The sequence below is a fragment of the Thauera sp. GDN1 genome, from assembly GCF_029223545.1.
GTDB lineage: Bacteria > Pseudomonadota > Gammaproteobacteria > Burkholderiales > Rhodocyclaceae > Thauera.
In genome coordinates this window covers 1,181,358-1,207,038 of sequence record NZ_CP097870.1, presented here as the reverse complement: position 1 = coordinate 1,207,038, position 25,681 = coordinate 1,181,358, and the positions used below count along the sequence as shown (strand labels likewise).

Genomic DNA, 25,681 nt, shown 5'->3' with positions numbered 1-25,681 from the left:
CTGCCCGCATCCGCCCTGCTGGAGTCCCGCATGTCCCGCCACACCAAGATCGTCGCCACCCTCGGACCGGCCTCGTCCGACCTCCATACCCTGGAACGCATGGCGCATGCCGGCGTGGACGTGGTGCGCATGAACTTCTCCCACGGCAAGGCCGAGGAGCACATCGCGCGCGCGGACGCCATCCGCGACGCCTCGGCGCGCACCGGCCGCCCGATCGGCATCCTCGCCGACCTGCAGGGACCGAAGATCCGCATCGGCAAGTTCGAGAACGGCCGCATCAGCCTCACCCGCGACGCGCCCTTCGTGCTCGATGCACGTTGCCAACTCGGCAACACCCAGCGCGTCGGCCTCGATTACAAGGATCTGCCCAAGGACGTGAAGCCCGGCGACGTGCTGCTGCTCGACGACGGCCGGGTGAAGCTGACCGTACACCGCGTGCTCGGCCACGAGATCCACACCATCGTGAAGGTCGGCGGCGAGCTCTCCAACAACAAGGGCATCAACCGCCAGGGCGGCGGGCTGACCGCGCCGGCGCTCACCGCCAAGGACATGGACGACATCCGCACCGCGGCGTTGATCGGGGTGGATTTCGTCGCGGTGTCCTTCCCCAAGAGCGCGGCCGACATGTACATGGCCCGCCAGCTCATGCGCGCGGCCGGCAGCGCAGCGCTGTTGATCGCCAAGATCGAGCGCACCGAGGCCGTCGCCAACCTCGACGAGATCCTCGACGCCTCCGACGGCATCATGGTGGCGCGCGGCGACCTCGCGGTGGAAGTCGGCGACGCCGCGGTGCCGGCGCTGCAGAAGAAGATGATCCGCGCCGCGCGCGACCGCAACAAGCTCACCATCACCGCCACGCAGATGATGGAGTCGATGATCACCAGCCCGGTGCCCACCCGCGCCGAGGTGTCCGACGTGGCCAACGCGGTGCTCGACGGCACCGACGCGGTGATGCTGTCGGCGGAGACCGCGTCCGGGCAGTTCCCGGTGGAGGTCATCGAGGCGATGAGCCGCGTCTGCCTCGAGGCCGAGAAGTCCGCCGAGGTCAGCCTCGACCGCGAGGTGCTCAACCGCGTGTTCACCCGCATCGACCAGTCGATCGCGATGGCGGCGATCTGGACCGCCTATCACCTCAAGGTGAAGGCGATCGCGTCGCTGACCCAGACCGGCTCCACCGCGCTGTGGATGAGCCGTCTCAACGCCGGGGTGCCGATCTACGCGCTGACGCCGGAGGTGTCCGCGCGCAACCAGATGACGCTGTACCGCGAGGTCCATCCGCTGCTGATGAGCCAGACCCATCAGGACCGCGACGTGCTGCTGTGGGAGGCCGAGCAGGTGCTGCTGGAGCAGGGCGTGGTCGAGTACGGCGACCTGATCGTGCTCACCATCGGCGAGCCGATCGGCGCCTCGGGCGGCACCAACACGCTGAAGATCGTGCGCGTCGGTGAACACCACATGCCCGGCACGCTCGACGACCCGGTCTGAGCGCGGCAGGACCGCCCGCTGGCGCCCGCACCGCCCGTGTGTCACACCCTGTGTCGGAGCCGCGGCAAGCGCTCGCGACACAGGCTAAAATATCGTTTTTCGATCGCCCCGCCGCCCGCTGCGGCCCCCTTCCGGAGAGACTCCATGCCCCTCGTTTCCATGCGCCAGCTGCTCGACCACGCCGCCGAGCACAGCTATGGCCTGCCCGCCTTCAACGTGAACAACCTCGAACAGGTCCAGGCCATCATGGAAGCGGCTGCCGAATGCGACAGCCCGGTGATCATGCAGGCCTCGGCCGGCGCGCGCAAATACGCCGGTGAGGCCTTCCTGCGCCACCTGATCGACGCCGCAGTCGAGGCCTATCCGAACATCCCGGTCGTCATGCACCAGGACCACGGCCAGTCGCCAGCGATCTGCATGGGCGCGATCCGCTCGGGCTTTTCCAGCGTGATGATGGACGGCTCGCTGCTGGAAGACGGCAAGACGCCCGCCTCCTACGAGTACAACGTCGCCGTCACCCGCGAGGTGGTGAAGTTCTCGCACGCCATCGGCGTCAGTGTCGAGGGCGAGCTCGGCTGCCTGGGCTCGCTGGAGACGGGCCAGGCCGGCGAGGAAGACGGCGTCGGCGCCGAAGGCACGCTCGACCACAGCCAGATGCTGACCGACCCCGACCAGGCCGCCGACTTCGTCAAGCAGACCGACTGCGACGCGCTCGCCATCGCCATCGGCACCAGCCACGGCGCCTACAAGTTCAGCCGCAAGCCCACGGGCGACATCCTCGCCATCGAGCGCATCAAGCAGATCCACGCCCGCATCCCCAACACCCACCTGGTGATGCACGGCTCCAGCTCGGTGCCGCAGGAGCTGCTCGAGATCATCCGCCAGTACGGCGGCGACATGAAGGAGACCTACGGCGTGCCGGTCGAGGAGATCGTGCAGGGCATCAAGTACGGCGTACGCAAGATCAACATCGACACCGACATCCGCCTGGCGATGACCGGCGCGGTGCGCAAGTTCCTGGTCGAGAACCCCTCCAAGTTCGACCCGCGCGAATTCAACAAGCCCGCGCGCGAAGCCGCCAAGCTGGTGTGCAAGGCGCGCTTCGAAGCCTTCGGCTGCGCCGGCATGGCGAGCAAGATCAAGTCGGTCTCGCTCGAGAAGATGGCCGCGCGCTACAAGGCCGGCGAGCTGACGCAGGTCGTGCGCTGAGTTTCACCGCCTCCGCAGCACTTGAAAACGCGCCCTCGTGGCGCGTTTTTCATTTTCGGCGCTGCCCGGCTGCAAGTCCTTCAGCGTTCCATCGCCCGCATCCTTGCCGCCCCTTCGGTCTGCAGGAACTCCAGCAGCGCATCGAGCGCCGGCGTCATCGGCCGGTCGGTACGCGACACCACGTTCCACTCCCGGATCACGGGCGTATCGGCCACGTCCAGCCGCACCAGGCGCCCGCTCTCCACCTCCATCGCGAAGGTGTGGTGCGACAGGAAGGCGATGCCCATGCCGGCCATCACCGCCTGCTTCAAGGTCTCGTTGCTGCCGAGTTCGTCCGCCGCCAGCGGCTTGACGCCGTGCGCGCGCAGGAAGCGCTCGAGGTTGTCGCGCGTGCCCGAGCCCTGCTCGCGCAGCAGCAGGCGCTCGTCGGTGAGCGCCGCGGGCGGGATGCGCTTGCGCCCGGCCAGGCGGTGATCCGGGCGGGCGACGAAGGACAGCCGGTGCGGCGCGAACGGGATACGGCGCAGGTCCAGCCCGCGCGGCGGCTGGCCCATGATCGCCAGGTCGCAGCGCTGCTCCTGCAGTAGCGTACGTACCCGCTCGCGGTTTTCCACCGTCAGCCGGAAGCTGATGTCCGGGTGACGGCGGCCGAATTCGGCCAGCAGGTGCGGCACGAAATACTCCGCGGTGGTGATCGCCACCACGTCCAGCGTGCCTGCCGCCACCCCCATGCGCGCCTTCAGCTCGACCTCCGCCATCTCCAGGCTGTGCAGCGCCTGACGCGCCGCGCGCACCAGGATCTCGCCCGCCGGCGTGAGGTGAATCTCGCGCCGCCCATCGACCAGCACCTGGCCGACGATGGACTCGGCATCGCGGATCTGCATCGAGATCGCCGGCTGGGTCAGGTGCAGCAGGCGCGCCGCCTGGGTGAAGCTGGCGCTGTCGGCCACCGCCACCAGGGCGCGGAGTTGCTTCAAGGTCAGGCGGTGCGCGAGCTTCATCAGGAAACCTTATCTCAAATAGGCATAAAACCTCATTTGAGCTTATTCAAGCATCGGCTTATTGTCCAGTCACCACCACGCTGCACACCAAAGGAAGGAGACAGGACATGGGCGCCGCAGAGAACCCGCAACAGATCATCGACCCGAAGAAGCGCTACCAGGCCGGCGTGCTGAAGTACGCACAGATGGGCTACTGGAACGCCGACTACGAGCCCAAGGACACCGACATCCTCGCCGTCTTCCGCATCACCCCGCAGGAAGGCGTCGATCCGATCGAGGCCGCCGCCGCGGTCGCCGGCGAATCCTCCACCGCGACCTGGACCGTGGTGTGGACCGACCGCCTCACCGCCTGCGACATGTACCGCGCCAAGGCCTACCGCGTCGAGCCGGTGCCCGGCCAGGAAGGCCAGTACTTCTGCTGGGTGGCCTACGACCTGGACCTGTTCGAGGAGGGCTCGATCGCCAACCTCACCGCGTCGATCATCGGCAACGTGTTCAGCTTCAAGCCGCTCAAGGCCGCCCGTCTGGAAGACATGCGCCTGCCGGTGGCCTACGTGAAGACCTTCCGCGGCCCGCCGACCGGCATCGTGGTCGAGCGCGAGCGCCTGGAGAAGTACGGCCGCCCGCTGCTGGGCGCGACGATGAAGCCCAAGCTCGGCCTCTCCGGCAAGAACTACGGCCGCGTGGTGTATGAGGCCCTGCGCGGCGGACTGGACTTCACCAAGGACGACGAGAACATCAACTCGCAGCCCTTCATGCACTGGCGCGACCGCTTCCTGTACTGCATGGAAGGCGTGAACCAGGCCGCGGCACAGACCGGCGAATCCAAGGGCCACTACCTCAACATCACCGCCGGCACCATGGAGGAAATGTACAAGCGCGCCGAATTCGCCCGCGATCTCGGCTCCTGCATCGTCATGATCGACCTCATCGTCGGCTGGACCGCGATCCAGTCGATGAGCAACTGGTGCCGCGACAACGACATGATCCTGCACCTGCACCGCGCCGGCCACGGCACCTACACCCGGCAGAAGAACCACGGCGTGTCCTTCCGCGTCATCGCCAAGTGGCTGCGCCTGGCCGGTGTCGACCACATGCACGCCGGCACCGCGGTCGGCAAGCTCGAAGGCGACCCGATGACGGTCCAGGGCTTCTACAACGTCTGCCGCGACACCTTCACCAGGCAGGACCTGACCCGTGGCCTGTTCTTCGACCAGGACTGGGCCAGCATCAAGCGCGTGATGCCGGTGGCCTCGGGCGGCATCCACGCCGGCCAGATGCACCAGCTGCTCGACCTGTTCGGCGACGAATGCGTACTGCAGTTCGGCGGCGGCACCATCGGCCACCCGATGGGCATCCAGGCCGGCGCCACCGCCAACCGCGTCGCGCTCGAGGCCATGGTGCTCGCCCGCAACGAAGGCCGCGACATCGCCAACGAAGGCCCGCAGATCCTCGCCGACGCCGCCAAGTGGTGCCAGCCGCTGCGTGCCGCGCTCGATACCTGGGGCGAGATCACCTTCAACTACACCAGTACCGACACCTCGGACTTCGTCCCCACCGCCAGCGTCGCGTAAATCCCGGCCCCATCCGGCATCGCCCCCGCCGCGTCCCAGCCGGGCGCGCGGCAGGCGGCCTGCACCCCATCATTCGAGGAGACACCATCATGCGCATCACCCAAGGCTGCTTTTCCTTCCTCCCCGACCTCACCGACACCCAGATCGCCGCGCAGGTGAACTACTGCCTCGAACAGGGCTGGGCGGTCGCCATCGAATTCACCGACGACCCGCACCCGCGCAACACCTACTGGAACATGTGGGGACTGCCGATGTTCGACCTGCGCGACCCCGCCGGCGTGATGGGCGAACTCAAGGCCTGCCGCGAGACCAACCCCGAGACCTACATCCGCATCAACGCCTTCGACTCGACCAAGGGCTGGGAGACGGTGCGCATGTCCTTCATCGTCCAGCGCCCCACGGCCGAGCCCGGCTTCCGCCTCGTCCGCCAGGAAACCCAGGGCCGCAACCTGCGCTACACGATGGAGAGCTACGCCGTCGGCCGTGCCCCGGAAGGCGCGCGCTACGCGGGCTGAGCCGGACCATCGAACGATCCCGCGTGGGAGCGGCGGAAGCCGCGAACAGCGTCGCAATCGCGGCTTCCGCCGCTCCCACCGGGCCTGTCCGCACAGATGCAGGAGATCCGACCATGAACGCCCCCGAGAAGGCCCCCGCCCCCGCCAGCATCGACCTTGCCGCCGAGTTCCGCGACGCCGGCATCGGCGAGGTGCTCGAGTCCCTCGAGCGCGACCTCGTCGGCCTCGCCCCGGTCAAGCGCCGGGTGCGCGAGATCGCCGCCCTGCTGCTCGTCGACCGCGTGCGCCAGCGCCTGGGGCTGGCCACCGAGCACCCCTCGCTGCACATGAGCTTCACCGGCAACCCCGGCACCGGCAAGACCACGGTGGCGATGCGCATGGCCGAGATCCTGCACCGCCTCGGCTACTGCCGCCGCGGCCATGTGGTGGCGGTAACGCGCGACGACCTCGTCGGCCAGTACATCGGCCACACCGCGCCCAAGACCAAGGACGTGCTCAAGCGCGCGATGGGGGGCGTGCTGTTCATCGACGAGGCCTACTACCTCTACCGCCCCGAGAACGAAAAGGACTACGGCCAGGAGGCCATCGAGATCCTGCTGCAGGTCATGGAGAACCAGCGCGACGACCTCGTGGTGATCCTCGCCGGCTACGCAGATCGCATGGAGCGCTTCTTCGAGTCCAACCCCGGCATGAAGTCGCGCATCGCCCACCATGTCGACTTCCCCGACTACAGCAACGACGAACTGGGCGAAATCGCCCGGCGCATGCTCGCCGGCTGGAACTACCGCTTCGACGAGGGCGCGCGCCGCGCCTTCGACGACTACATCGTGCTGCGCCGCCGCCATCCCCACTTCGCCAACGCGCGCAGCATCCGCAACGCGCTCGACCGCATGCGCCTGCGCCAGGCCCTGCGCCTGTTCGAGTCCGGCGCCACGGTGGACGCCGAAACGCTGACCACGATCACCGAAGCCGACGTGCGCGCCAGCCGTCACTTCCAGCCCGCCGAGGCTGGGTGAACGCACGCCGCCGCGGTGGACCGCAGCAGCCAGGACGACCACAAAACGACAACGACCGATCCGGCACCGGACCGGGGGAGACCACCATGTTCAGCCTCGACCGCAGCACGCTCACCGAATACCTGATCGAACACCGCCGCCGCAACCCGGAGGCCACCGGCGAGTTCAACGCCCTGATCCTGCAGGTCGCCCAGGCCTGCAAGGCGATCTCGCGCGCGGTCGCCCACGGCGCGCTCGCCGACGTGCTCGGCAGCCACGGCAGCGCCAACGTGCAGGGCGAGGAGCAGAAGAAGCTCGACGTGCTCGCCGACGAGATCTTCCTGCGCGCCACGCACTGGGGCGGCGACCTCGCCGGCATGGTGTCCGAGGAGAACGAGGCCCCCATCCCCCTGCCCGCCAGCGACCAGCGCGGCAAGTACCTGCTCGCCTTCGACCCGCTCGACGGATCAAGCAACATCGACGTCAACGTCGCCGTCGGCTCGATCTTCTCCATCCTGCGCGCGCCCACGCCGGGCGAGGACGCGCCGGCCGCGGACTTCCTGCAGCCCGGCAGCCGCCAGCTCGCCGCCGGCTACGCCATCTACGGTCCCTCGACGATGCTGGTGCTCAGCGTCGGCAGCGGCGTCGCCGGCTTCACCCTCGACCCGATCATCGGCGAGTTCTACCTCACCCACCCCGACATCCGCGTGCCGGAGACGACGCGCGAGTTCGCCATCAACGCCTCCAATTCGCGCTTCTGGGAGCCGCCGGTGCGGCGCTACGTCGACGAGGTCCTGGCCGGACGCAGCGGCCCGCGCGGCGCCGACTTCAACATGCGCTGGATCGCCTCGCTGGTGGCCGAGACCCACCGCATCCTGATGCGCGGCGGCGTCTTCCTCTATCCGCGCGACCGCAAGGACCCCGCCAGGCCCGGGCGGCTGCGCCTGCTCTACGAGTGCAACCCGATCGGCTACCTGATCGAGCAGGCCGGCGGCCGCGCCAGCACCGGCGTGCGCCCGGTGCTCGAGGTCCAGCCCGACTCACTGCACCAGCGCATCGGCTTCGTGTTCGGCTCGAAGGAAGAAGTCGAGCGCATCGAGCGCTATCACCACGAGCCGGTCATCGGCGGCGAGCAGGACGAGCTGCCGCTGTTCCACGCCCGCTCGCTGTTCCGCGACACCGAATTCGCTCAATAAGCCCCCGGGGGAACCGCCATGTCCGAACGTCATCCGATCGTCGCCATCACCGGCTCGTCCGGTGCCGGCACCAGCACCGTGCAGCGCACCTTCGAGGAGATCTTCCGCCGCGAGAGCGTCACCGCCGCGGTCATCGAGGGCGACAGCTTCCACGCCCACGACCGCAAGACCATGCGCGAGAAGCTCGCCGCCTGCGAGGTCGGCGGCGGCTGCCAGCTCAGTCACTTCGGTCCCGAGGCCAACCTGTTCGGCGAACTCGAGAACCTGTTCCGCAGCTATGGTGAATCCGGCAGCGGCAAGCGCCGCAAGTACCTGCACAGCCTCGAGGAGGCCGAGCATTTCGGCCAGGAGCCCGGCACCTTCACGCCCTGGGAGGAGCTGCCGACCGGCACCGACCTGCTGTTCTACGAGGGCCTGCACGGCGCCGTGCAGCACGAGAACATCGACGTGGCGCGCTTCGTGGACCTGCTGATCGGCGTGGTGCCGGTGGTGAACCTGGAGTGGATCCAGAAGCTGCACCGCGACAAGAACACCCGCGGCTATTCCACCGAGGCGGTGACCGACACCATCCTGCGCCGCATGCACGACTACGTGCATTACATCTGCCCGCAGTTCGCGCGCACCCATGTGAACTTCCAGCGCGTGCCGATGGTGGACACTTCCAACCCCTTCATCGCGCGCTCGATCCCGACCGCCGACGAGTCGATGGTGGTGATCCGCTTCGCCAATCCGAAGGGCATCGACTTTCCCTACCTGCTCAACATGATCAACGACAGCTTCATGAGCCGCGCCAACACCATCGTGGTGCCGGGCGGGAAGATGGAGCTGGCGATGCAACTGATCTTCACCCCCTTCATCTGGCGCCTGATGGACCGCCGCCGCAAGGCGCTGGCGCAATGAGAACGAAACGCCTGCCGCTGCGCCCCAGCAACGTCCGGCAGCAGAAAGGTCTTTCACGGCCGCCGTGCACCACCCACGTCCAGCGGAGAGCAGGCGGTGTTCCTGAAGCAGGCGAGGACTGTCCGAGCCCGAAGGGCGAGTTCCGCAGCCAGCGGAAGGAACACCGCCTGCTAGGCCGCGGGTTACGGAGACCGGCGGTGGTCAAGCAACGGTTGTTGCAACCGTCCCAGCACCACCGGCGGTTCCAGGAAAGCGCGTCGCACGGGGCATTTCTTCCGCAGCCTGCGGAACTCGCCCTGCGGGCTCGGACAGTCCTCGGCTGCTCCAGAAACGCCCCATACGCCACGCTGGCCGTGGCGACTGGCCGACGGCCATAAGCAGTTTCATTTGTGATTGGAGACGTTCCGATGAACATGCGACTCACCCAGGCGCCGATCGACACCCTGTGCGCCAACGCGCTGCGCTTTCTCGCCATCGACGCCGTCGAGGCGGCCAGGTCCGGCCATCCCGGCATGCCGATGGGTATGGCCGAGATCGCCGTGGCGCTGTGGACGCGGCATCTGAAGCACGACCCGACGAACCCCGGGTGGGCCGACCGCGACCGCTTCGTGCTCTCCAACGGTCACGGCTCCATGCTGCTCTACGCCCTGCTCCACCTCAGCGGCTACGAGCTGCCGCTCGATGAGCTCGAGCGCTTCCGCCAGCTCGACAGCCGCACCCCCGGCCACCCCGAGGTCGGCCACACCCCCGGGGTCGAGACCACCACCGGCCCGCTCGGCCAGGGCCTCACCAACGCCGTGGGCATGGCGCTGGCCGAGAAGCTGCTCGCCGCCGAGTTCAACCGCCCCGGCCACCCCATCGTCGATCACCGCACCTGGGTCTTCCTCGGTGACGGCTGCCTGATGGAAGGCGTCAGCCACGAGGCCGCGAGCTTCGCCGGTGTGCAGCGCCTGTCCAAACTCATCTGCTTCTGGGACGACAACCGCATCTCGATCGACGGCGACGTCGCAGGCTGGTTCGCCGACGACACCGCTGCACGCTTCCGCGCCTATGGCTGGAACGTCATCGAGGCGGTCGACGGCCACGACGTCGAGGCGGTCGACCGCGCGATCCGCGAAGCGCAGGCCAACGCCGACAACGACATCGGCCCCACGCTGATCTGCTGCCGCACCACCATCGGCCGCGGCAGCCCCGGGCGCGCCGGCAGCGCGGACGTGCATGGCGCCCCGCTCGGTGCCGAGGAGATCGCCGCGACGCGCGCGGCGCTCGGCTGGCCGCACGCCCGCTTCGAGATCCCGGACGAGATCCGCAGCGCCTTCGACGCCCGCGCCCGCGGCGCCGAGCAGCGCGCGCAATGGCAGGCCCGCTTCGAGGCCTATGCGCAGGGCTTCCCCGAAGCGGCCGAGGAGTTCCGCCGCCGCATGGCCGGCGAGCTGCCGGTCGGTTTCGGCATCCTGTCGAACGCCATCCTGCGCGGCGTCGCCAAGGAGGCCGCCACCGTCGCCAGCCGCAAGGCCAGCCAGCAGGCCATCGGCCGCCTGGCACGCGCGCTGCCCGAACTGCTCGGCGGCTCGGCCGACCTCACCCACTCCAACCTCACCGACTGGCCCGCCTGCGGCGCGGTGCGCGCCGACCAGCCCGGCCGCCACATCAACTGGGGCGTGCGCGAGTTCGGCATGGCTGCCGCGCTCAACGGCATCGCGCTGCACGGCGGCTTCATCCCCTTCGGCGCCACCTTCCTGGTGTTCTCCGACTACGCCCGCAACGCGATCCGCATGAGCGCGCTGATGAAGCAGCGCGTGGCGTACGTGATGACCCACGACTCGATCGGTCTCGGCGAGGACGGCCCCACCCACCAGCCGGTCGAGCACATCCCCAGCCTGCGCCTGATTCCCGGCCTGGACCTGTGGCGCCCCTGCGATGCGGTCGAGACCCAGGCCGCGTGGAACGCCGCGGTGATGCGCCGCGACGGCCCGACGCTGCTCGCGCTGTCGCGCCAGAACCTGCCGCACCAGCAGCGCGAGGCCGACCAGGTGCAGGCCATCGCCCGCGGCGGCTACGTGCTGGCCGAGGCCCCGCCGGATGCTGGGGGGCCCGCGCTGGTGATCATCGCCACCGGCTCGGAGGTCGCGCTGGCGATGGCCGCGCACGACACGCTCGCAGCCGAGGGCGTCGCCGTGCACGTGGTGTCCATGCCCTGCACCTCGGTCTTCGACCGCCAGGATGCCGCCTACCGCCAGCGCGTACTGCCACCGGGCGTGCCGCGGCTGGTGATCGAGGCGGCCCAGCCGCATGGCTGGTGGCGCTACCTGGCGGGCGGGCGCGGCGACGTGGTCGGCATCGACCGCTTCGGCGAATCCGCCCCGGCGGCGGCGCTGCTCGAGCGCTTCGGGTTCACGCCGCAGGCGGTGGTCGAACGTGCCCGCGCGCTGCTGGCGACGACCGGAACCGGCGCATGAGCGACGAGCGTTCTGAGACCACACCCGCCCCGCGCCCACACGGTTCAACGAAGGAGAAGACCGCCATGGACTTCCTGCGCCTTTCCGACATCCCGGCCGCCGAGCTCGCCGGCAAGCGGATCTTCATCCGCGCCGACTTCAACGTGCCCTTCAAGGCCGACGGCACGCTGGCCGACGACACCCGCATCCGCGCCACGCTGCCGGCGATCTGCCACTGCCTGGAGGCGGGGGCTGCGGTGATGATCACCTCCCACCTCGGGCGCCCGACCGAGGGCGCGCTGGGCACGGCCGACTCGCTGGCGCCGGTCGCCGCGAGCCTGTCCGCACTGCTGGGCAGGCCGGTACGCCTGATCGAGGCGTGGACGAACGGCGACTTCGGCGTCATCCCCGGCGAAGTCGTGATGCTGGAGAACTGTCGCGGCAATGTCGGCGAGAAGGCCGACGATCCGCAACTCGCCGCGCGCATCGCGCGCTTCGTCGACGTCTACGTGAACGACGCCTTCGGCACCGCGCACCGCAAGGAATGCACGCTGCACGCGCTGGCGCTGGCGGCGCCGGTGGCCTGCGCCGGCCCGCTGATGAGTGCCGAGCTGGAGGCGCTGGGCCGCGCGCTGGCCCGCCCGACACGCCCGCTCGCCGCGATCGTCGCCGGCTCCAAGGTGTCGACCAAGCTCACCATCCTCGAGAGCCTGGCGGACAAGGTGGACCTGATGGTGCTCGGCGGCGGCATCGCCAACACCTTCCTCGCCGCGCGCGGCTGCGAGGTCGGCGCCTCGCTGCACGAGCCCGAGCTGGTCGAGGCGGCACGGCGGGTGGAACGCCGGCTGGCCGAGCGCGGCGGCGTGGTGTGGCTGCCGGAGGACGTGGTGATCGCCGACCGCTTTGCGGCGGACGCCGACGCCCGCGTCTGCGACGCCGAACGCGTCCCGCCCGGCTGGATGATCCTCGACATCGGCCCCGACAGCCGCGACTCCCTCGCTGGCGTGCTCGCGCGCGCCGGAACCATCGTCTGGAACGGCCCGGTGGGCGTGTTCGAGATGGACGCCTTCGCCGCCGGCACCCGCCGCCTCGCCGAGGCCGTCGCCGCCAGCCCCGCCTACAGCATCGCCGGCGGCGGCGACACGCTGGCGGCAATCGCGCGCTTCGGTGTCGGCGAGCGCATCGACTACGTCTCCACCGGCGGCGGCGCCTTCCTCGAGTTCCTCGAAGGCCGCGAGCTGCCCGCCGTCGCCGCCCTGCGCGCCCGCGCCCGCCCCGGGAGCCGCCGCGTCGAGCCGGTGCCGCAGTTCGAGCACGAGCCCGAACTGACCTGACACGCCCGCCATTCCCAACCCTCCGGAGACACCCCATGGCCATGATCGCCCTGCGCCAGCTGCTCGACCACGCCGCCGAACACGGCTACGGCGTACCCGCCTTCAACATCAACAACATGGAGCAGATCCAGGCCATCATGCTCGCCGCCGAGGCCACCGCCAGCCCGGTCATCCTGCAGGCCTCGGCCGGCGCGCGCGGCTACGCGGGCGAGGCCTTCCTGAAGAAGATGGTCGAGGCCGCGGTCGAGCAGTGGCCCGACCTCCCCGTCTGCCTGCACCAGGACCACGGCGCCAGCCCGGCGGTATGCCAGCAGTCGATCCGCAGCGGCTTCACCAGCGTGATGATGGACGGCTCGCTGCGCGAGGACATGAAGACCCCGGCGAGCTACGCCTACAACGTCGAGGTCACCCGCCGCGTGGTCGAGATGGCGCACGCGGTGGGGGTGTCGGTGGAGGGCGAGCTCGGCTGCCTCGGTTCGCTCGAGACCGGCCAGGCCGGCGAGGAGGACGGCGTCGGCGCGGAAGGCACGCTCGACCACAGCCAGATGCTGACCGACCCCGCCGAAGCCGCCGACTTCGTCGCCGCCACCGGGGTCGATGCGCTCGCGGTGGCGATCGGCACCAGCCACGGCGCCTACAAGTTCACCCGCCCGCCCACCGGCGACATCCTCGCCATCGACCGCATCGCCGCCATCCATGCCCGCATCCCGGACACGCATCTGGTGATGCATGGATCTTCCAGCGTGCCGCAGGAGTGGCTCGCCATCATCCGCGAACACGGCGGCGAGATCGGCGAGACCTACGGCGTGCCGGTCGAGGCCATCGTGCAGGGCATCAGGAGCGGCGTGCGCAAGATCAACATCGACACCGACCTGCGTCTGGCGATGAGCGGTGCGATGCGCCGGCTGATGGCCACCGACCGCAAGGAGTTCGACCCGCGCAAGTTCTTCAAGGCCGCGCGCGACGCGGCACGCGACATCTGTCGCGAGCGCTTCGAGGCCTTCGGCTGCGCCGGCCACGCAAGCCGGATCAAGCCCTTGCCGCTGGAGGCGCTGGCACGGCGCTACGCCGGCACCGCGCGCTGAGATTCTCCCCCAGCGACGGACGCGCCGCGCCCCCCTCTCCCGGCCCTCGGGCCTTGGCCCGCTTCCCCGTCCCGGAAGCGGGCTTCCTTTTTGTGGCGCCGGCCGGCCCACGCCTGCGCGCGAACGCTGGCCGCCGGCACCGATCCGCTTGTCACGGCGCGAGCCGCTGGGCAAGAATGCCCGCTCGCTGCCTCCGGCGCTCCCGCCTTCACGTTCATCACGCCACACTGCGCGCCCGCCCTCATGTCCCTGTTCGAACAGCATCCCCTGCGCCAGACGCTCAACGACGAGGTGCATGCGCGCCCGCCCGTCCCGCTCGAGACGCCCGAGTACGTCACCTACCTCGCCTTCCTGCATCACGAAGGCAGTGCCGGGCGCGAAGCCGCGCACCTCGCCTCGCTCGCCGAACAGTTCGGCCTGCCCGCGCCGGCGACCGACAGCGGCCACCTGTTCCTCGACATCGGTGCCTTTCGCCTGAAGTGGGAGCGCCACAACGAGTTCTCCAGCTACACCTTCTTCCGCCGCATCGAGGCCGGCGACGCCGGCGAGGAACATGCCCTGCTCTCCGTCCCCGCAGCGTGGCGCAAGGACATCCCCGGCCAGCTCATCGCCGCCACCCACATCGAGCTGCGCAGCACCGACGACGTGTCGCCCGACAAGGTGCTCGACCAGGCCTCGCCACGGGGCCAGACCCTGGTCGCCGCGCGCGTGGCCGAATGCGCCGGCTGGGTGTTCACCGACTTCCACCTCCACGACGGCTTCTCGCGCTTCCTGCTGCTCGACGACGGCCTCACCCCGCGCCAGGCCGGGCGCATGGTGCAGCGCCTGGTCGAGATCGAGACCTACCGCGTGATGGCGCTCCTCGCCTTCCCGGTCGCCAAGGAGGTCGGGCGCCTGCTGTCGCGCGCCGAGGACGAGCTCGCCGACCTCATGGACGGCCTCGGCCAGGCGCGCAGCACCGAGGACGACCGCATCATGCTCGGCCGCCTCACCCGGCTCGCCGCCGAGGTCGAACGCTCGGTGGCGCGGACCACCTTCCGCTTCGGTGCGGCCGCGGCCTATTACCGCCTGGTGCAGCAGCGCGTCGAGGATCTGCGCGAGACCCGCCTCGGCGGCTTCCCCACCATCCGCGAGTTCATGGAGCGCCGCCTCGCCCCCGCCATAGCCACCTGCGCCACCATCGCCCGCCGCCAGGAAGACCTCTCCGGCCGCATCGCGCGCAACTCGCAACTGCTGCGCACCCGGGTCGACATCGAGCTCGAGCGCCAGAACCAGGAACTGCTGGCGCAGATGAACCGCCGCGCCAGGATCCAGCTCCACCTGCAGGAGACGGTGGAAGGCCTGTCGGTGGTGGCGATCACCTACTACGCCTCGCAACTGGTGAATTACGTCGCCAAGGGCGCCAAGGACTTCATCGCCCCGGCCACGCCGGAGGTGATCACCGCGCTGTCGATCCCGGTGATCGCCGGGCTGGTGTTCATGGGGCTGCGGCGCATGCGCAAGCTGTTGAGCGAGGAAGAAGGCAGTGCGCATCCCTGAACGGCAAGAGGGACTCGCCCCGGCGAGCAGCGACAGGGACACCGCCACCCGCGCGACCGCGGCGGCCTCGATGAGGACCCCAACTTCCAGGGCTTCGGCCACACGATCACCGACGCCGACGGGCGCTACCGCTTCCGCACCATCCGCCCGGTGCCCTATCCCGGGCGCACGCCGCACATCCACGCCGCGGTGTTCCAGGGAAGCGACCGCCCCTTCGTCACCCAGATCTACGTCGCCGGCGAGCCGCTCAACGACCGCGACGGGCTCTTCATGCGCGTGCCCGAGGCGCTGCGGCCGCTGCTGCTCGCCGACTTCGTCCCGGTGGATGACCCGGTCGCCGAACTCGCGGCAGAATTCGATTTCGTGTTGTCGCCGGTGCTGGCCGGGCTGTTCGCAGCCCACACGGCATGAACCCGGACCCGAAGCTCGCTTGCGAATGAGCCTGCCGGCCTGAACCTTCAACGCGCGCCCCCTGAACCCATCCTGAGATCCTCCCGTCCATGACCGTCCGTTCCGTCCTGCGCATGGGCGATCCTCGCCTGCTGCAGCCCGCCGCCCCGGTCACCGCGTTCGGCACGCGCGAACTCGCCGCGCTGATCGCAGACATGCTCGACACCATGGCGGCCGAGGGCGGCGTCGGCCTCGCCGCCCCGCAGATCGGCGTCGGCTTGCGCGTCGTGATCTTCGGCTTCGAGCACAGCCAGCGCTATCCGGACGCGCCGCCGGTGCCGATGACCGTCCTCGCCAACCCGGTGATCACGCCGCTCGGCGACGAGACCGAGGACGGCTGGGAGGGCTGTCTCTCCGTGCCCGGCCTGCGCGGCGTCGTGCCCCGCCACACCCGCATCCGCTACCGGGGCTTCACCCCCGATGGCGAACCGATCGACCGCATCGCCGAGGGCTTCCACGCCCGCGTGGTGCAGCACGAATGCGACCACCTGGACGGCACGCTGTATCCGATGCGGGTGCGGGATTTCGCTCGGTTCGGATTCACCGACGTGCTGTTCCCCGAGCTCGGCAGCTAGCGCATCCGACGGCCGCGGTACGCCGCGCCTCCACTCCCCTATAATCCCGTTTTTGCCAGCAACCCGAGGCCCCACCGTGGCGACGCCCATTTTCGAGACTTCCATCAAGAGCCTGCCGCTGCTCGGCCGCGGCAAGGTGCGCGACATCTATGCCGTCGACGACGAGAAGCTGCTGATCGTGACCAGCGATCGCCTGTCGGCCTTCGACGTGATCCTGCCCGACCCGATCCCCGACAAGGGCCGCGTGCTGGTGGCGCTGGCGAACTTCTGGTTCGACAAGCTCGCCCACATCCTGCCCAACCAGCTCACCGGCATCGACCCCGAGAGCGTGGTGGCAGCCGACGAGCGCGAGCAGGTGCGCGGCCGCGCGCTGGTGGTCAAGCGCCTGAAGCCGCTGCCGATCGAGGCGGTGGTGCGCGGCTACGTGATCGGTTCGGGCTGGAAGGACTATCAGGCCACCGGCGCGATCTGCGGCATCGCCCTGCCCGCCGGCCTGCAGCAGGCGGCCAAGCTGCCGGCGCCGATCTTCACGCCCTCGTCCAAGGCCGAGATGGGCGAGCACGACGAGAACATCTCGTTCGCGCAGGCGCAGGCGCGCTGCGACGCGATGCTCGCGGACGCCCTCGCCGGCACCGGCAAGAGCGGCGCCGAGCTCGCCGAAGAGGCGCGCGCCGCGGCGATCGCGCTGTATTCGGAAGCGGCCGACTACGCCGCCAGCCGCGGCATCATCATCGCCGACACCAAGTTCGAGTTCGGCATCGACGCCGCGGGCACGCTGCACCTGATCGACGAGGCGCTGACCCCCGACTCCTCACGCTTCTGGCCGGCCGACAGCTACCGCGAGGGCATCAGCCCGCCGTCCTTCGACAAGCAGTTCGTGCGCGACTACCTGGAGACGCTCGACTGGAACAAGACCGCCCCCGGCCCGAAGCTGCCGGCCGACGTCATCGAGCACACCGCGGGCAAGTACCGCGAGGCCTACGAGCGCCTGACCGGCCACAAGCTGGACTGAGCGCCGCGCACCTGGCGCACAGGCTGTCGGCAAGGGGCGCCCCAAGGGGTGCCCCTTGTGCTTTTCGGCGCCCGTGAGGACCAGATGCAGGCCTCATGAACCCACAGGACGGGCGCGCGCGGGCAGCGTGCGCGCCGCATAGCCTCACCCTATCTGGACGAGGAACAGCTCTCATTCGCGAACTCTTCGCACCTGTCCTATTCTAAGATCACGACGGCCCCAGGCATCGCGCGCACTTCTCCGTGCGCGTCGATACCACCCACGGGCGACGTGCCGACAACGACGAAGGACATGCGGAGACGATCATGGACAAGCCCTACGACTCGCTGGACCACCATTTCAACCTGCCCCACATCCGTTCGGTCGGGACGGAGCGGCCGATGCAGTGGCTGCGCATGGGCTGGGACGACATGCGCGAGAACCTCGGCGCCAGCCTTTCCTACGGCGTGATCCTGGCAGCGATCGGCTACGCGATCCTGTCCTACGCCGCAGACAAGCCCTACCTGTTCATGGCGGCGATCTCCGGCTTCATGCTGATCGGCCCGCTTGCAGCTGCAGGCCTGTACGAGATCTCGCGCCGGCACGAGAAGGGTGAGCGCGTGTCCTTCATGGGCTCCCTGCGCGGGCTCGCCCGCAATGCCGACAGCCTCGCCTTCTTCGGCGCCTTCCTCGCCATCGCGCTGGTCGGCTGGGAGCGCATCTCGGCGATCATGTTCGCCCTCTTCTACCGCGGCGAAATCGGCAACGTGACGAACTTCGTCAGCGGCATCCTGGGCTCGGGCGAGAACCTCTACTTCCTGGCCGCGTACGTCATCGTCGGCGCCGTGCTGGCGATCGTCGTGTTCGCGCTGTCGGCGATCTCGATCCCGCTGCTGATGGATCGCGACACCGACGGCGTCACCGCCGCGATGACCAGCCTGCGCGCGGTACAGACGAACTTCGACACGATGATGCTGTGGGCGGTGATGATCGTCCTCCTGGTCGGCATCGGCTTCGCCAGCATGATGGTCGGCATGGTGATCCTGCTGCCGCTGGTGGGGCACGCCACCTGGCATGCCTATCGCGATCTGGTCCGCTGAATACACTCGATCAGACCGGCGGCGGGCGTCGTGCGCGGCGCCCGCCGTCTTTTTTTGCGGCAGAATAGCCGCCTTGTCCGGCCAGGCCGGAACGTACAGACAAGGTAGAAGATGCACGAGAGCACGCCCTCCTCCAACACCAATCCCCTGCTCGACTTCTCGGGCATGCCGCGTTTCGCCGACATCAAGCCGGAACATGTGGAGCCCGCCATCCGCGGCCTGATCGACGAGAACCGCGCCCTGATCGAACGCCTGACCGCCGACCCCGCCACGCCGACCTGGGACGCCTTCGTCAGCCCGATGGACGAGGCCGGCGAGCGTCTCGGCCGCGCCTGGGGCGTGGTCGGCCACCTGCACAGCGTGTTCGACGTGCCCGAGTGGCGCGAGGCCTACAACGCCATGCTGCCCGACATCTCGCGCTTCTACGCCGAGGTCGGGCAGAACCTGGCGCTGTTCCAGAAGTACAAGGCGCTGCACGACAGCGCCGAGTTCGCCACCCTGTCGCCGGTGCGCCAGCGCATCCTCGAACACGCGCTGCGCGACTTCCGCCTCTCCGGCGCCGAGCTGCCCGACGCGCAGAAGCCGCGCTTCCAGGAGATCCAGGAAGAGCAGTCCCAGCTCGCCGCCAAGTTCTCCGAGAACCTGCTCGACGCCACCAACGCCCACGCCGAGTGGATCACCGACGAGGCCGGCCTTTCCGGAATCCCGGACGACGCCCGCGAGGCGGCCCGCGCCGCCGCCGAGGCCGAGGGCAAGCCGGGCTGGAAGTTCACCCTGCAGATGCCCTCCTACCTGCCCGTGCTGCAGTACGCCGACGACCGCGCGCTGCGCGCGCGCATGTACCGCGCCTACGCCACCCGCGCCTCGGAGCTCGGCAACGCGGAACTGGACAATGGCCCGCTCATCGGTCGCATCCTGGCGCTGCGCGACGAGGAAGCGCGGATGCTCGGCTACAGGAACTTTGCCGAGGTCTCGCTGGTGCCCAAGATGGCCGACTCGCCGGCACAAGTGCTCAGCTTCCTGCACGACCTCGCTGCCAAGGCCAAGCCGTTTGCCGAGAGAGACCTGGAGGAGCTGAAGGCCTTCGCCAAGACCGAGTTGGGCCTCGACACGCTCGAGCCCTGGGACGTCGCCTACGCCTCGGAAAAACTCCGCCAGGCGCGCTACGCCTACTCCGACCAGGAGGTGAAGCAGTACTTCCCCGAGCCCAAGGTGCTCGACGGTCTGTTCGGCGTGATCCGAGCGCTGTACCGCGTCGACATCCTGCCGGACGAGGCGCCAACCTGGGATCCCGACGTGCGCTTCTTCCGCATCGAGAAGGAGGGTGCGAACGGACCGGAGCTCGTCGGTCACTTCTACCTCGACCTGCACGCGCGCAGTACCAAGCGCGGCGGCGCGTGGATGGATTCGGCACGCAGCCGCCACCGCAACACCTGGGGCAGCGACACGCCGGTGGCCTACCTGGTGTGCAACTTCCCCGGCCCGGTGGGCGAAGGGACGAAAAGACGGCCCGCCACCTTCACCCACGACGACGTGCTGACGCTGTTCCACGAGTGCGGCCACGGCCTGCACCACCTGCTCACCCAGGTGGACGAGCTCGCGGTGTCCGGCATCCACGGCGTGGAGTGGGACGCGGTCGAGCTGCCCAGCCAGTTCATGGAGAACTTCTGCTGGGAGTGGGACGTGCTGCAGGGCATGACCGCGCACATCGACAGCGGGGAGCCGCTGCCGCGCGCGCTCTACGACAAGATGATCGCCGCCAAGAACTTCCAGAGCGGCATGCAGACCGTGCGCCAACTCGAGTTCTCGATGTTCGACCTGCGCCTGCACAGCGAAGTGGATGCCTCCTCAGGTCCCGTGCCGATCGAGCGCGTGATGGCCCTGCTCGACGAGGTCCGGCGCGAAGTCGCGGTGATGATCCCGCCCGCCTGGCATCGTTTCCCGCACAGCTTCTCGCACATCTTCGCCGGCGGCTATGCGGCGGGCTATTACAGCTACAAGTGGGCCGAGGTGTTGTCGGCCGACGCTTTCGAGGCCTTCGAGGAAGCCGGCGCCGGTCGCGGCAGCCTGCTCGACCCCGAGACCGGCGAGCGCTTCTGGCGCGAGATCCTGGCGGTGGGCGGCAGCCGCCCGGCGCTCGATTCCTTCAAGGCCTTCCGCGGCCGCGAGCCCAAGGTCGACGCGCTGCTTCGCCATAGCGGCATGGTGGCGCAAGCATGAAGATCGCCACCTGGAACGTCAACTCGCTCAAGGTCCGCCTGCCCCAGGTCCTCGACTGGCTCGCCGCCAACAAGCCCGACGCGCTGTGCCTGCAGGAGCTCAAGCTCGAGGACAGGGCCTTCCCGGTCGCCGAACTCGAGGCCGCCGGCTACCACGCCGTCTTCATCGGCCAGAAGACCTACAACGGCGTCGCCATCCTGAGCCCGCAGCCGATCGACGAGGCGACGGTGGTGCGCAACATCCCCGGCTTCGAGGACGAGCAGAAGCGCATCGTCGCCGCCACGATCGCTAGCGTGCGCGTGGTGTGCGGCTACTTCCCCAACGGCCAGGCGGTGGGCTCGGACAAGTTCGAGTACAAGCTGCGCTGGCTCGCGGCGCTGACCGACTGGCTGCGCGCGGAACTGCAGACGCACGAGCGCCTGGTGCTGGCGGGCGACTTCAACATCGCCCCCGAGGACCGCGACGCCCACCCGGACTGGAAGGACGAGATCCACGTCTCCGCACCCGAGCGCGCCGCCTTCCGCGCGCTGCAGGAGCTCGGCCTGATCGACGCCTTCCGCCTGTTCGAACAGCCCGAGCGCGCGTTCTCGTGGTGGGACTACCGGATGATGGCCTTCCGGCGCAATTTCGGCCTGCGCATCGACCACCTGCTGGTGTCGCCCGCGCTGCGCGAGGCCTGCCGCAGCTGCAGCGTGGACAAGGAACCGCGCCGGCTGGAGCGGCCGTCGGATCACGCGCCGGTAGTGCTGGAACTGGCGCTCGGCGCATGACGAGCCCCCGCCCCGCCCTGACGTGCATGAAGACCGCCCTATGAGCTCGAACGACACCGCCGCACCGGCTGCAGACGCAGCACGCCTTTCTGCCTGCTACCCGGTACTTTCCGCGCTGGCCGTCCCGGCACGCGACCGCCTGCTGCGCAGCGCGCAATGGATGCGCGTTCCCGCGGGCGCGATGTTGTTCGACGACCGCCAGGCCTGCGAGGGCTTCCCCTTCGTGGTCGAGGGCTCGGTGCGGGTGAGCAAGTGCGCGCCGAGCGGGCGCGAGTTGCCGCTGTACCGGGTCGGTCCGGGCGAGACCTGCATCATCTCCTCGTCCTGCCTGCTCGGCCACGAGGACTACAACGCGCGCGGCGTCACCGAGTCCGACACCCTGCTGATGCTGCTGCCGAAAGCGGTGTTCGACGAGATGATGGCCGAGCGCCCCTTCCGCGACTTCGTCTTCCACCTCTTCTCCGAGCGCATCGCCGACCTGATGCAGCTGATCGAGGAGGTCGCCTTCCGCAAGCTCGACCAGCGCCTGGCAGCGCTGCTGCTGGGCAAGGGGCGAGTGCTGCACGTCACCCACCAGCAGCTCGCCGACGAACTCGGCAGCGTGCGCGAGATCGTCAGCCGCCTGCTGAAGAGCTTCGCCGACCAGGGCCTGGTGCGGCTGGCGCGCGAGCAGGTGGAGATCCTGGATCCGGCCGGCCTGCGCCGGCTGTCGGCCGAAGGCTCGGGCCGGGCCTGAACCCCGGGGGCGATGCGGCAGGGGCTATGTAACCTCGGTTACAGACGGGGCATCGACCGTCATGCTCCAATGGCGCCACTGTCCCTTCCCTACCAGGAGCGCATCATGAAAACGAACGTTGGCGGCATCGACAAGATTCTTCGCATTGTGGCCGGCATCGCGCTGATCGCCTGGGCCCTGATGGGCGGCCCGGTGTGGGCGTGGATCGGCGTCGTGCCGCTCGCCACCGGCCTGCTCGGCTGGTGCCCCGCCTACACCCTGCTCGGCATGAACACCTGCCCCCTGAGCAAGAAGTAAGCGGCAGGCGCCGCACGACGAACGGAAGCCGGCCTTGCGCCGGCTTCCTCGTTTTCGGGCACTGCGCTTACTGTGCGTCGCCGCCGCGTGCGCTGCAGTGATTGGCGATCGCGACGTACTGTTCGACCGACAGTTTCTCGCCGCGCAGGCCAGGATCGATGCCGACCACCTCGAAATCGGCATCGCCCATGAAGTCGCGCAGGGTGTTCTTCAGCGTCTTTCGACGCTGGCCGAAGGCGGCGGTGACGATGCGGCCGAGCAGCGCCTCGTCCTTCGCCCCGAGCTGGTCCTTCGGCAGCGGCGCCATGCGCACGATGCTCGACATCACCTTGGGCGCCGGCCGGAACGCGCCCGGCGGCACATCGAACAGCCGCCCCATGCGGAAGCGGTACTGCAGCATCACCGACAGGCGGCCGTATTCCTCGGTGCCGGGCTCCGCCACCATGCGCATCACCACCTCCTTCTGCAGCATGAAGGTCATGTCCTTGACCTTGTCGGCGAAGGCGGCGAGGTGGAACAGGATGGGCGTGGAGATGTTGTAGGGCAGGTTGCCGACGATGCGCAGCGTGCGCTCTCCACCCGCGTCCTCGGTGCCGCACAGGCTGCCGAAGTCGAACTTCAGCGCGTCGCCCTCGTGCACCGTGATCTGCGCCGGCGTGTAGCGTTCGTGCAGGCGCTCGATCAGGTCGCGGTCGATCTCGACCACGTGCAGGTGGCCGAGGCGCTCGATCAGCGGCGCGGTCATCGCGCCCAGGCCGGGGCCGATCTCGACCATCAGCTCGCCCGGCTGCGGGCGGATGCCGTCGATGATCTTGCGGATGATGTTGGGGTCGGACAGGAAGTTCTGGCCAAAGCGCTTGCGCGCGCGATGGCCGTCGGTCTCGAGGTCGTGCATGAAATTCCTTTGCGGGCCGTCCGCTTCAGGCGGCGGCCCGGGCTGCGGCCATGTCGATCGCCAGCTCGATCGCGGCGAACAGGCTGCCCGGGTCGGCGCGCCCGGTGCCGGCGAGGTCGAGCGCGGTGCCGTGGTCGACCGAGGTGCGGATGATCGGCAGGCCGAGGGTGACATTGACGCCGCCGCCGAAGCTCGCGTGCTTGAGCACCGGCAGGCCCTGGTCGTGGTACATCGCCAGCACCGCATCGCCCTGCGCCAGCGTGTGCGGCACGAACAGGGTGTCGGCCGGCAGCGGGCCGACGAGGTGCATGCCCTCGGCACGCAGCCTGTCGAGCACCGGGATGATGACGTCGATCTCCTCGCGCCCCATGTGGCCACCCTCGCCCGCATGCGGGTTGAGGCCGGCGACCAGGACGCGCGGCGCGGCCAGGCCGAAGTGGCGCCTCAGGTCGGCGTCGAGGATACGCAGCGTCTCTTCCAGCACCTGCGGCGTGATCGCGGCCGGCACCGCGGCCAGCGGCAGGTGGGTCGTCGCCAGCGCCACGCGCATGCCGCCGCCCACCAGCATCATCACCACCCGCGGCGCGCCGGTGTGTTCGGCGAGGTATTCCGTGTGGCCGGTGAAGGGCATGCTGTCGCGGGCGCCGAGCCCCTCGCAGATCACGCCCTTGTGCACCGGCGCGGTGACCATGGCGGCGAACTCGCCGCTGACGCAGCCGGCGATCGCGCGATCGAGCAGGCGCAGCACGCAGGCGCCGTTGGCGGGATCGAGCCGGCCGGGCGACGAAGGCCTGGACAGCGGCTGGTGACAGACCTCGATCACACCCGCCGGCACGTCCGCATCGGGCTGCCAGGCGCGGATCTCCACCGTGCTGCCCACCTGCGCCGCGCGCGCGCGCATCAGCTCGATGTCGCCGAGCACCACCAGCCGCGCCGGCCAGTCGCGCTCGACGATGCGCAGGCACAACTCCGGGCCGACGCCGGCCGGTTCACCACTGGTGATGGCGACGACCGGCCGGGTGCCGCCAGCGCTCACGCTCACTCGCGCTCGAGGCGGTAATCGACGTAGGTGCTGTCGCGCAGCTGCCGCACCCAGTCCTCGTAGGCCTGCTCGGCCTTGCGCTCGCGCAGGGCCTGGCGCGCCGCGGCGCGCTTGCGCTCGTCGGTGACGTCCTGCACGCGGCGCTCCATCACCTGGACCAGGTGCCAGCCGAAGGGCGAGCGCACCGGCGGGCTCACCTCGCCGGCCTGCAGCGCATTCATCGCGCGCTCGAACTCGGGCACGGTATCGCCCGGATTCAGCCAGCCGAGGTCGCCGCCCTTGGCGGCGGACAGGTCGGCGGAGCTGGCCTTGGCGAGCTCGCCGAAGTCGGCGCCGTTGACCACGCGCTCGCGGATCGCCAGCAGGCGCGCCTCGGCATCGGCGTCGGACAGCACCTCGGAGGTCTTGATCAGGATGTGGCGGGCACGCGTCTGTTCGAGCCGCTGCACCGCCTCGGCGCCGCCGCCGCGGCGCTCGACCAGGCGCACGATGTGCAGGCCGGCCGCGCTGCGCAGCACTGGCGAGGTCTCGCCCGGCTGCATGCGGCGCACCGCGTCGGCGAACAGCGCCGGCAGGCGGTCGAGCGGACGCCAGCCCAGGCTGCCGCCCTGGAGGCCGTCGGGGGCGTCGGACACCTCGGCGGCGACGCGGGCGAAATCCTCGCCCGAGCGCAGCCGCGACATAACCTGCTCGGCGCGCCGCGCCACCGCCTCGATCTGTTGCGGCGAAGCGCCCTCGGGCGTGCGCAGCAGGATGTGCGCGACCGCGAACTCCTGGCCTGAGAATGCATCCGGGTTGTTGGCGATGAAGTTGTCGATCTCCGCATCGGTGACGACGACGCGGCTGTCGACTTCGCGCTCGCGCAGCCGGGTGAGCAGGATCTCGGTGCGGATCTCGTCGCGGAAACGGCCCCAGGCGACGCCGTCCTTCTCCAGCGCCTCGCGCAGCTGCTCGACCGACAGCTTGTTGTTGGCCGCGATGCGCTCGATGGCGCGCTCGAGCGTGGCATCGTCGACCCGCAGCGAGGTTTCCTGCGCGAGCTGCACCTGCGCGCGCTCCACGATCAGGCGCTCGAGGAGCTGGCGCTCGAGCACGTTGTCCGGCGGCAGTTCGACGCCCTGGCGCGCGAGCTGGCGCTTGGCCTGTTCGATGCGGGCGCGCAGCTGCAGGGAGGTGATCACTTCGCTATTGACGACCGCGACGATGCGATCGACTTCGACCGCGCGCGGCGCGGCATGGACCGGCATGGCGAGCGTCGCCGCCGCCAGGCCGATGGCCAGCGCGACACGGGTATGGAGAAAAAGACGGGTCATGTTCATTCGCTGTGGATTCGC

23 protein-coding genes are annotated in these 25,681 nt (G+C 69.5%); 19 read left to right on the top strand and 4 right to left on the bottom strand.

Annotated elements, in window-relative coordinates; all coding sequences use genetic code 11:
- Positions 1–30 precede the first annotated feature (30 nt).
- Both pyk and fba (CKCBHOJB_RS05465) read left to right on the top strand, forming a co-directional pair.
- Positions 31–1,485: a pyruvate kinase gene (gene pyk, locus CKCBHOJB_RS05470; RefSeq protein ID WP_281051005.1), complete on the top strand. Its 1,455-nt coding sequence runs from the start codon at positions 31–33 to the stop codon at positions 1,483–1,485.
- 144 nt (positions 1,486–1,629) lie between these two features.
- On the top strand, positions 1,630–2,694 hold the full coding sequence (fba, locus tag CKCBHOJB_RS05465; protein ID WP_281051004.1) for a class II fructose-bisphosphate aldolase: 1,065 nt from the start codon (positions 1,630–1,632) through the stop codon (positions 2,692–2,694).
- 80 nt (positions 2,695–2,774) lie between these two features.
- Here fba (CKCBHOJB_RS05465) and CKCBHOJB_RS05460 read toward each other — a convergent pair whose 3' ends face one another.
- Positions 2,775–3,695, bottom strand: a complete 921-nt coding sequence (locus tag CKCBHOJB_RS05460) for a LysR substrate-binding domain-containing protein (protein WP_281051003.1) — start codon at positions 3,693–3,695, stop codon at positions 2,775–2,777.
- A 107-nt stretch (positions 3,696–3,802) separates the two neighbouring features.
- On the opposite strand from CKCBHOJB_RS05460, the gene CKCBHOJB_RS05455 reads away from it, so the two are divergent.
- The 17 genes from CKCBHOJB_RS05455 (at position 3,803) to CKCBHOJB_RS05375 (ending at position 22,410) form a co-directional block, all read left to right on the top strand.
- Positions 3,803–5,269, top strand: a complete 1,467-nt coding sequence (locus CKCBHOJB_RS05455) for a form I ribulose bisphosphate carboxylase large subunit (RefSeq protein WP_281051002.1) — start codon at positions 3,803–3,805, stop codon at positions 5,267–5,269.
- Between the two features lie 89 nt (positions 5,270–5,358).
- On the top strand, positions 5,359–5,784 hold the full coding sequence (locus CKCBHOJB_RS05450) for a ribulose bisphosphate carboxylase small subunit (RefSeq protein ID WP_281051001.1): 426 nt from the start codon (positions 5,359–5,361) through the stop codon (positions 5,782–5,784).
- A 113-nt stretch (positions 5,785–5,897) separates the two neighbouring features.
- Entirely contained in the window at positions 5,898–6,800 is a 903-nt protein-coding gene (cbbX, locus tag CKCBHOJB_RS05445) for a CbbX protein (protein WP_281051000.1), read from the top strand.
- A gap of 86 nt (positions 6,801–6,886) precedes the next feature.
- The gene (locus CKCBHOJB_RS05440; RefSeq protein ID WP_281050999.1) at positions 6,887–7,975 is read left to right on the top strand and encodes a class 1 fructose-bisphosphatase; all 1,089 of its coding nucleotides are present in this window, start codon (positions 6,887–6,889) and stop codon (positions 7,973–7,975) included.
- A gap of 18 nt (positions 7,976–7,993) precedes the next feature.
- Positions 7,994–8,875, top strand: a complete 882-nt coding sequence (locus tag CKCBHOJB_RS05435; protein ID WP_281050998.1) for a phosphoribulokinase — start codon at positions 7,994–7,996, stop codon at positions 8,873–8,875.
- A 407-nt stretch (positions 8,876–9,282) separates the two neighbouring features.
- Positions 9,283–11,334 carry a transketolase gene (gene tkt / locus CKCBHOJB_RS05430; protein ID WP_281050997.1) on the top strand — a complete coding sequence of 684 codons (2,052 nt, stop codon included), beginning with the start codon at positions 9,283–9,285 and terminating at the stop codon, positions 11,332–11,334.
- A 65-nt stretch (positions 11,335–11,399) separates the two neighbouring features.
- Positions 11,400–12,647, top strand: coding sequence for a phosphoglycerate kinase (locus CKCBHOJB_RS05425; protein WP_281050996.1), 1,248 nt, complete (start codon positions 11,400–11,402; stop codon positions 12,645–12,647).
- 35 nt (positions 12,648–12,682) lie between these two features.
- Positions 12,683–13,732 carry a class II fructose-bisphosphate aldolase gene (gene fba / locus CKCBHOJB_RS05420; RefSeq protein ID WP_281050995.1) on the top strand — a complete coding sequence of 350 codons (1,050 nt, stop codon included), beginning with the start codon at positions 12,683–12,685 and terminating at the stop codon, positions 13,730–13,732.
- A gap of 243 nt (positions 13,733–13,975) precedes the next feature.
- A complete protein-coding gene (locus CKCBHOJB_RS05415; RefSeq protein WP_281050994.1) occupies positions 13,976–15,271 on the top strand; it encodes a DUF3422 domain-containing protein in 1,296 nt (431 codons plus the stop codon).
- A gap of 105 nt (positions 15,272–15,376) precedes the next feature.
- Positions 15,377–15,682, top strand: coding sequence for a hypothetical protein (locus CKCBHOJB_RS05410; protein ID WP_281051624.1), 306 nt, complete (start codon positions 15,377–15,379; stop codon positions 15,680–15,682).
- Between the two features lie 89 nt (positions 15,683–15,771).
- Complete coding sequence (gene def, locus CKCBHOJB_RS05405) at positions 15,772–16,296, top strand: peptide deformylase (protein ID WP_281050993.1); 525 nt, start codon at positions 15,772–15,774, stop codon at positions 16,294–16,296.
- Positions 16,297–16,372: 76 nt separating this feature from the next.
- Positions 16,373–17,308 carry a phosphoribosylaminoimidazolesuccinocarboxamide synthase gene (locus CKCBHOJB_RS05400; protein ID WP_281050992.1) on the top strand — a complete coding sequence of 312 codons (936 nt, stop codon included), beginning with the start codon at positions 16,373–16,375 and terminating at the stop codon, positions 17,306–17,308.
- 305 nt (positions 17,309–17,613) lie between these two features.
- A complete protein-coding gene (locus CKCBHOJB_RS05395; protein ID WP_281050991.1) occupies positions 17,614–18,387 on the top strand; it encodes a DUF2189 domain-containing protein in 774 nt (257 codons plus the stop codon).
- Positions 18,388–18,498: 111 nt separating this feature from the next.
- Positions 18,499–20,607: a M3 family metallopeptidase gene (locus CKCBHOJB_RS05390; RefSeq protein WP_281050990.1), complete on the top strand. Its 2,109-nt coding sequence runs from the start codon at positions 18,499–18,501 to the stop codon at positions 20,605–20,607.
- Positions 20,604–21,377, top strand: coding sequence for an exodeoxyribonuclease III (xth, locus tag CKCBHOJB_RS05385; RefSeq protein WP_281050989.1), 774 nt, complete (start codon positions 20,604–20,606; stop codon positions 21,375–21,377). The genes CKCBHOJB_RS05390 and xth overlap by 4 nt, the downstream gene beginning before the upstream one ends.
- A 40-nt stretch (positions 21,378–21,417) precedes the next feature.
- Complete coding sequence (locus tag CKCBHOJB_RS05380) at positions 21,418–22,113, top strand: Crp/Fnr family transcriptional regulator (RefSeq protein WP_281050988.1); 696 nt, start codon at positions 21,418–21,420, stop codon at positions 22,111–22,113.
- A gap of 105 nt (positions 22,114–22,218) precedes the next feature.
- Positions 22,219–22,410: a DUF2892 domain-containing protein gene (locus CKCBHOJB_RS05375; protein ID WP_281050987.1), complete on the top strand. Its 192-nt coding sequence runs from the start codon at positions 22,219–22,221 to the stop codon at positions 22,408–22,410.
- Between the two features lie 67 nt (positions 22,411–22,477).
- Here the strand turns inward: CKCBHOJB_RS05375 and rsmA are convergent, their stop codons facing one another.
- From rsmA to CKCBHOJB_RS05360, 3 genes are read right to left on the bottom strand one after another with little or no spacing between them, the layout of a single operon-like run.
- On the bottom strand, positions 22,478–23,305 hold the full coding sequence (gene rsmA, locus CKCBHOJB_RS05370) for a 16S rRNA (adenine(1518)-N(6)/adenine(1519)-N(6))-dimethyltransferase RsmA (RefSeq protein ID WP_281050986.1): 828 nt from the start codon (positions 23,303–23,305) through the stop codon (positions 22,478–22,480).
- A gap of 25 nt (positions 23,306–23,330) precedes the next feature.
- Positions 23,331–24,347 (bottom strand): 4-hydroxythreonine-4-phosphate dehydrogenase PdxA, encoded by a 1,017-nt coding sequence (pdxA, locus tag CKCBHOJB_RS05365; protein WP_281050985.1) that lies wholly within the window; start codon positions 24,345–24,347, stop codon positions 23,331–23,333.
- A complete protein-coding gene (locus CKCBHOJB_RS05360) occupies positions 24,344–25,660 on the bottom strand; it encodes a peptidylprolyl isomerase (protein ID WP_281050984.1) in 1,317 nt (438 codons plus the stop codon). The genes pdxA and CKCBHOJB_RS05360 overlap by 4 nt, the downstream gene beginning before the upstream one ends.
- Between the last annotated feature and the right edge of the window lie 21 nt (positions 25,661–25,681).

Bases quoted from the DNA above. Each gene is read 5' to 3' on its own strand.
- pyk (WP_281051005.1), top strand. From the start codon at position 31: ATGTCCCGCCACACCAAGATCGTCGCCACCCTCGGACCGGCCTCGTCC.
- fba (WP_281051004.1), top strand. From the start codon at position 1,630: ATGCCCCTCGTTTCCATGCGCCAGCTGCTCGACCACGCCGCCGAGCAC.
- CKCBHOJB_RS05460 (WP_281051003.1), bottom strand. From the start codon at position 3,695: ATGAAGCTCGCGCACCGCCTGACCTTGAAGCAACTCCGCGCCCTGGTG.
- CKCBHOJB_RS05455 (WP_281051002.1), top strand. From the start codon at position 3,803: ATGGGCGCCGCAGAGAACCCGCAACAGATCATCGACCCGAAGAAGCGC.
- CKCBHOJB_RS05450 (WP_281051001.1), top strand. From the start codon at position 5,359: ATGCGCATCACCCAAGGCTGCTTTTCCTTCCTCCCCGACCTCACCGAC.
- cbbX (WP_281051000.1), top strand. From the start codon at position 5,898: ATGAACGCCCCCGAGAAGGCCCCCGCCCCCGCCAGCATCGACCTTGCC.
- CKCBHOJB_RS05440 (WP_281050999.1), top strand. From the start codon at position 6,887: ATGTTCAGCCTCGACCGCAGCACGCTCACCGAATACCTGATCGAACAC.
- CKCBHOJB_RS05435 (WP_281050998.1), top strand. From the start codon at position 7,994: ATGTCCGAACGTCATCCGATCGTCGCCATCACCGGCTCGTCCGGTGCC.
- tkt (WP_281050997.1), top strand. From the start codon at position 9,283: ATGAACATGCGACTCACCCAGGCGCCGATCGACACCCTGTGCGCCAAC.
- CKCBHOJB_RS05425 (WP_281050996.1), top strand. From the start codon at position 11,400: ATGGACTTCCTGCGCCTTTCCGACATCCCGGCCGCCGAGCTCGCCGGC.
- fba (WP_281050995.1), top strand. From the start codon at position 12,683: ATGGCCATGATCGCCCTGCGCCAGCTGCTCGACCACGCCGCCGAACAC.
- CKCBHOJB_RS05415 (WP_281050994.1), top strand. From the start codon at position 13,976: ATGTCCCTGTTCGAACAGCATCCCCTGCGCCAGACGCTCAACGACGAG.
- def (WP_281050993.1), top strand. From the start codon at position 15,772: ATGACCGTCCGTTCCGTCCTGCGCATGGGCGATCCTCGCCTGCTGCAG.
- CKCBHOJB_RS05395 (WP_281050991.1), top strand. From the start codon at position 17,614: ATGGACAAGCCCTACGACTCGCTGGACCACCATTTCAACCTGCCCCAC.
- CKCBHOJB_RS05390 (WP_281050990.1), top strand. From the start codon at position 18,499: ATGCACGAGAGCACGCCCTCCTCCAACACCAATCCCCTGCTCGACTTC.
- xth (WP_281050989.1), top strand. From the start codon at position 20,604: ATGAAGATCGCCACCTGGAACGTCAACTCGCTCAAGGTCCGCCTGCCC.
- CKCBHOJB_RS05380 (WP_281050988.1), top strand. From the start codon at position 21,418: ATGAGCTCGAACGACACCGCCGCACCGGCTGCAGACGCAGCACGCCTT.
- CKCBHOJB_RS05375 (WP_281050987.1), top strand. From the start codon at position 22,219: ATGAAAACGAACGTTGGCGGCATCGACAAGATTCTTCGCATTGTGGCC.
- rsmA (WP_281050986.1), bottom strand. From the start codon at position 23,305: ATGCACGACCTCGAGACCGACGGCCATCGCGCGCGCAAGCGCTTTGGC.
- CKCBHOJB_RS05360 (WP_281050984.1), bottom strand. From the start codon at position 25,660: ATGACCCGTCTTTTTCTCCATACCCGTGTCGCGCTGGCCATCGGCCTG.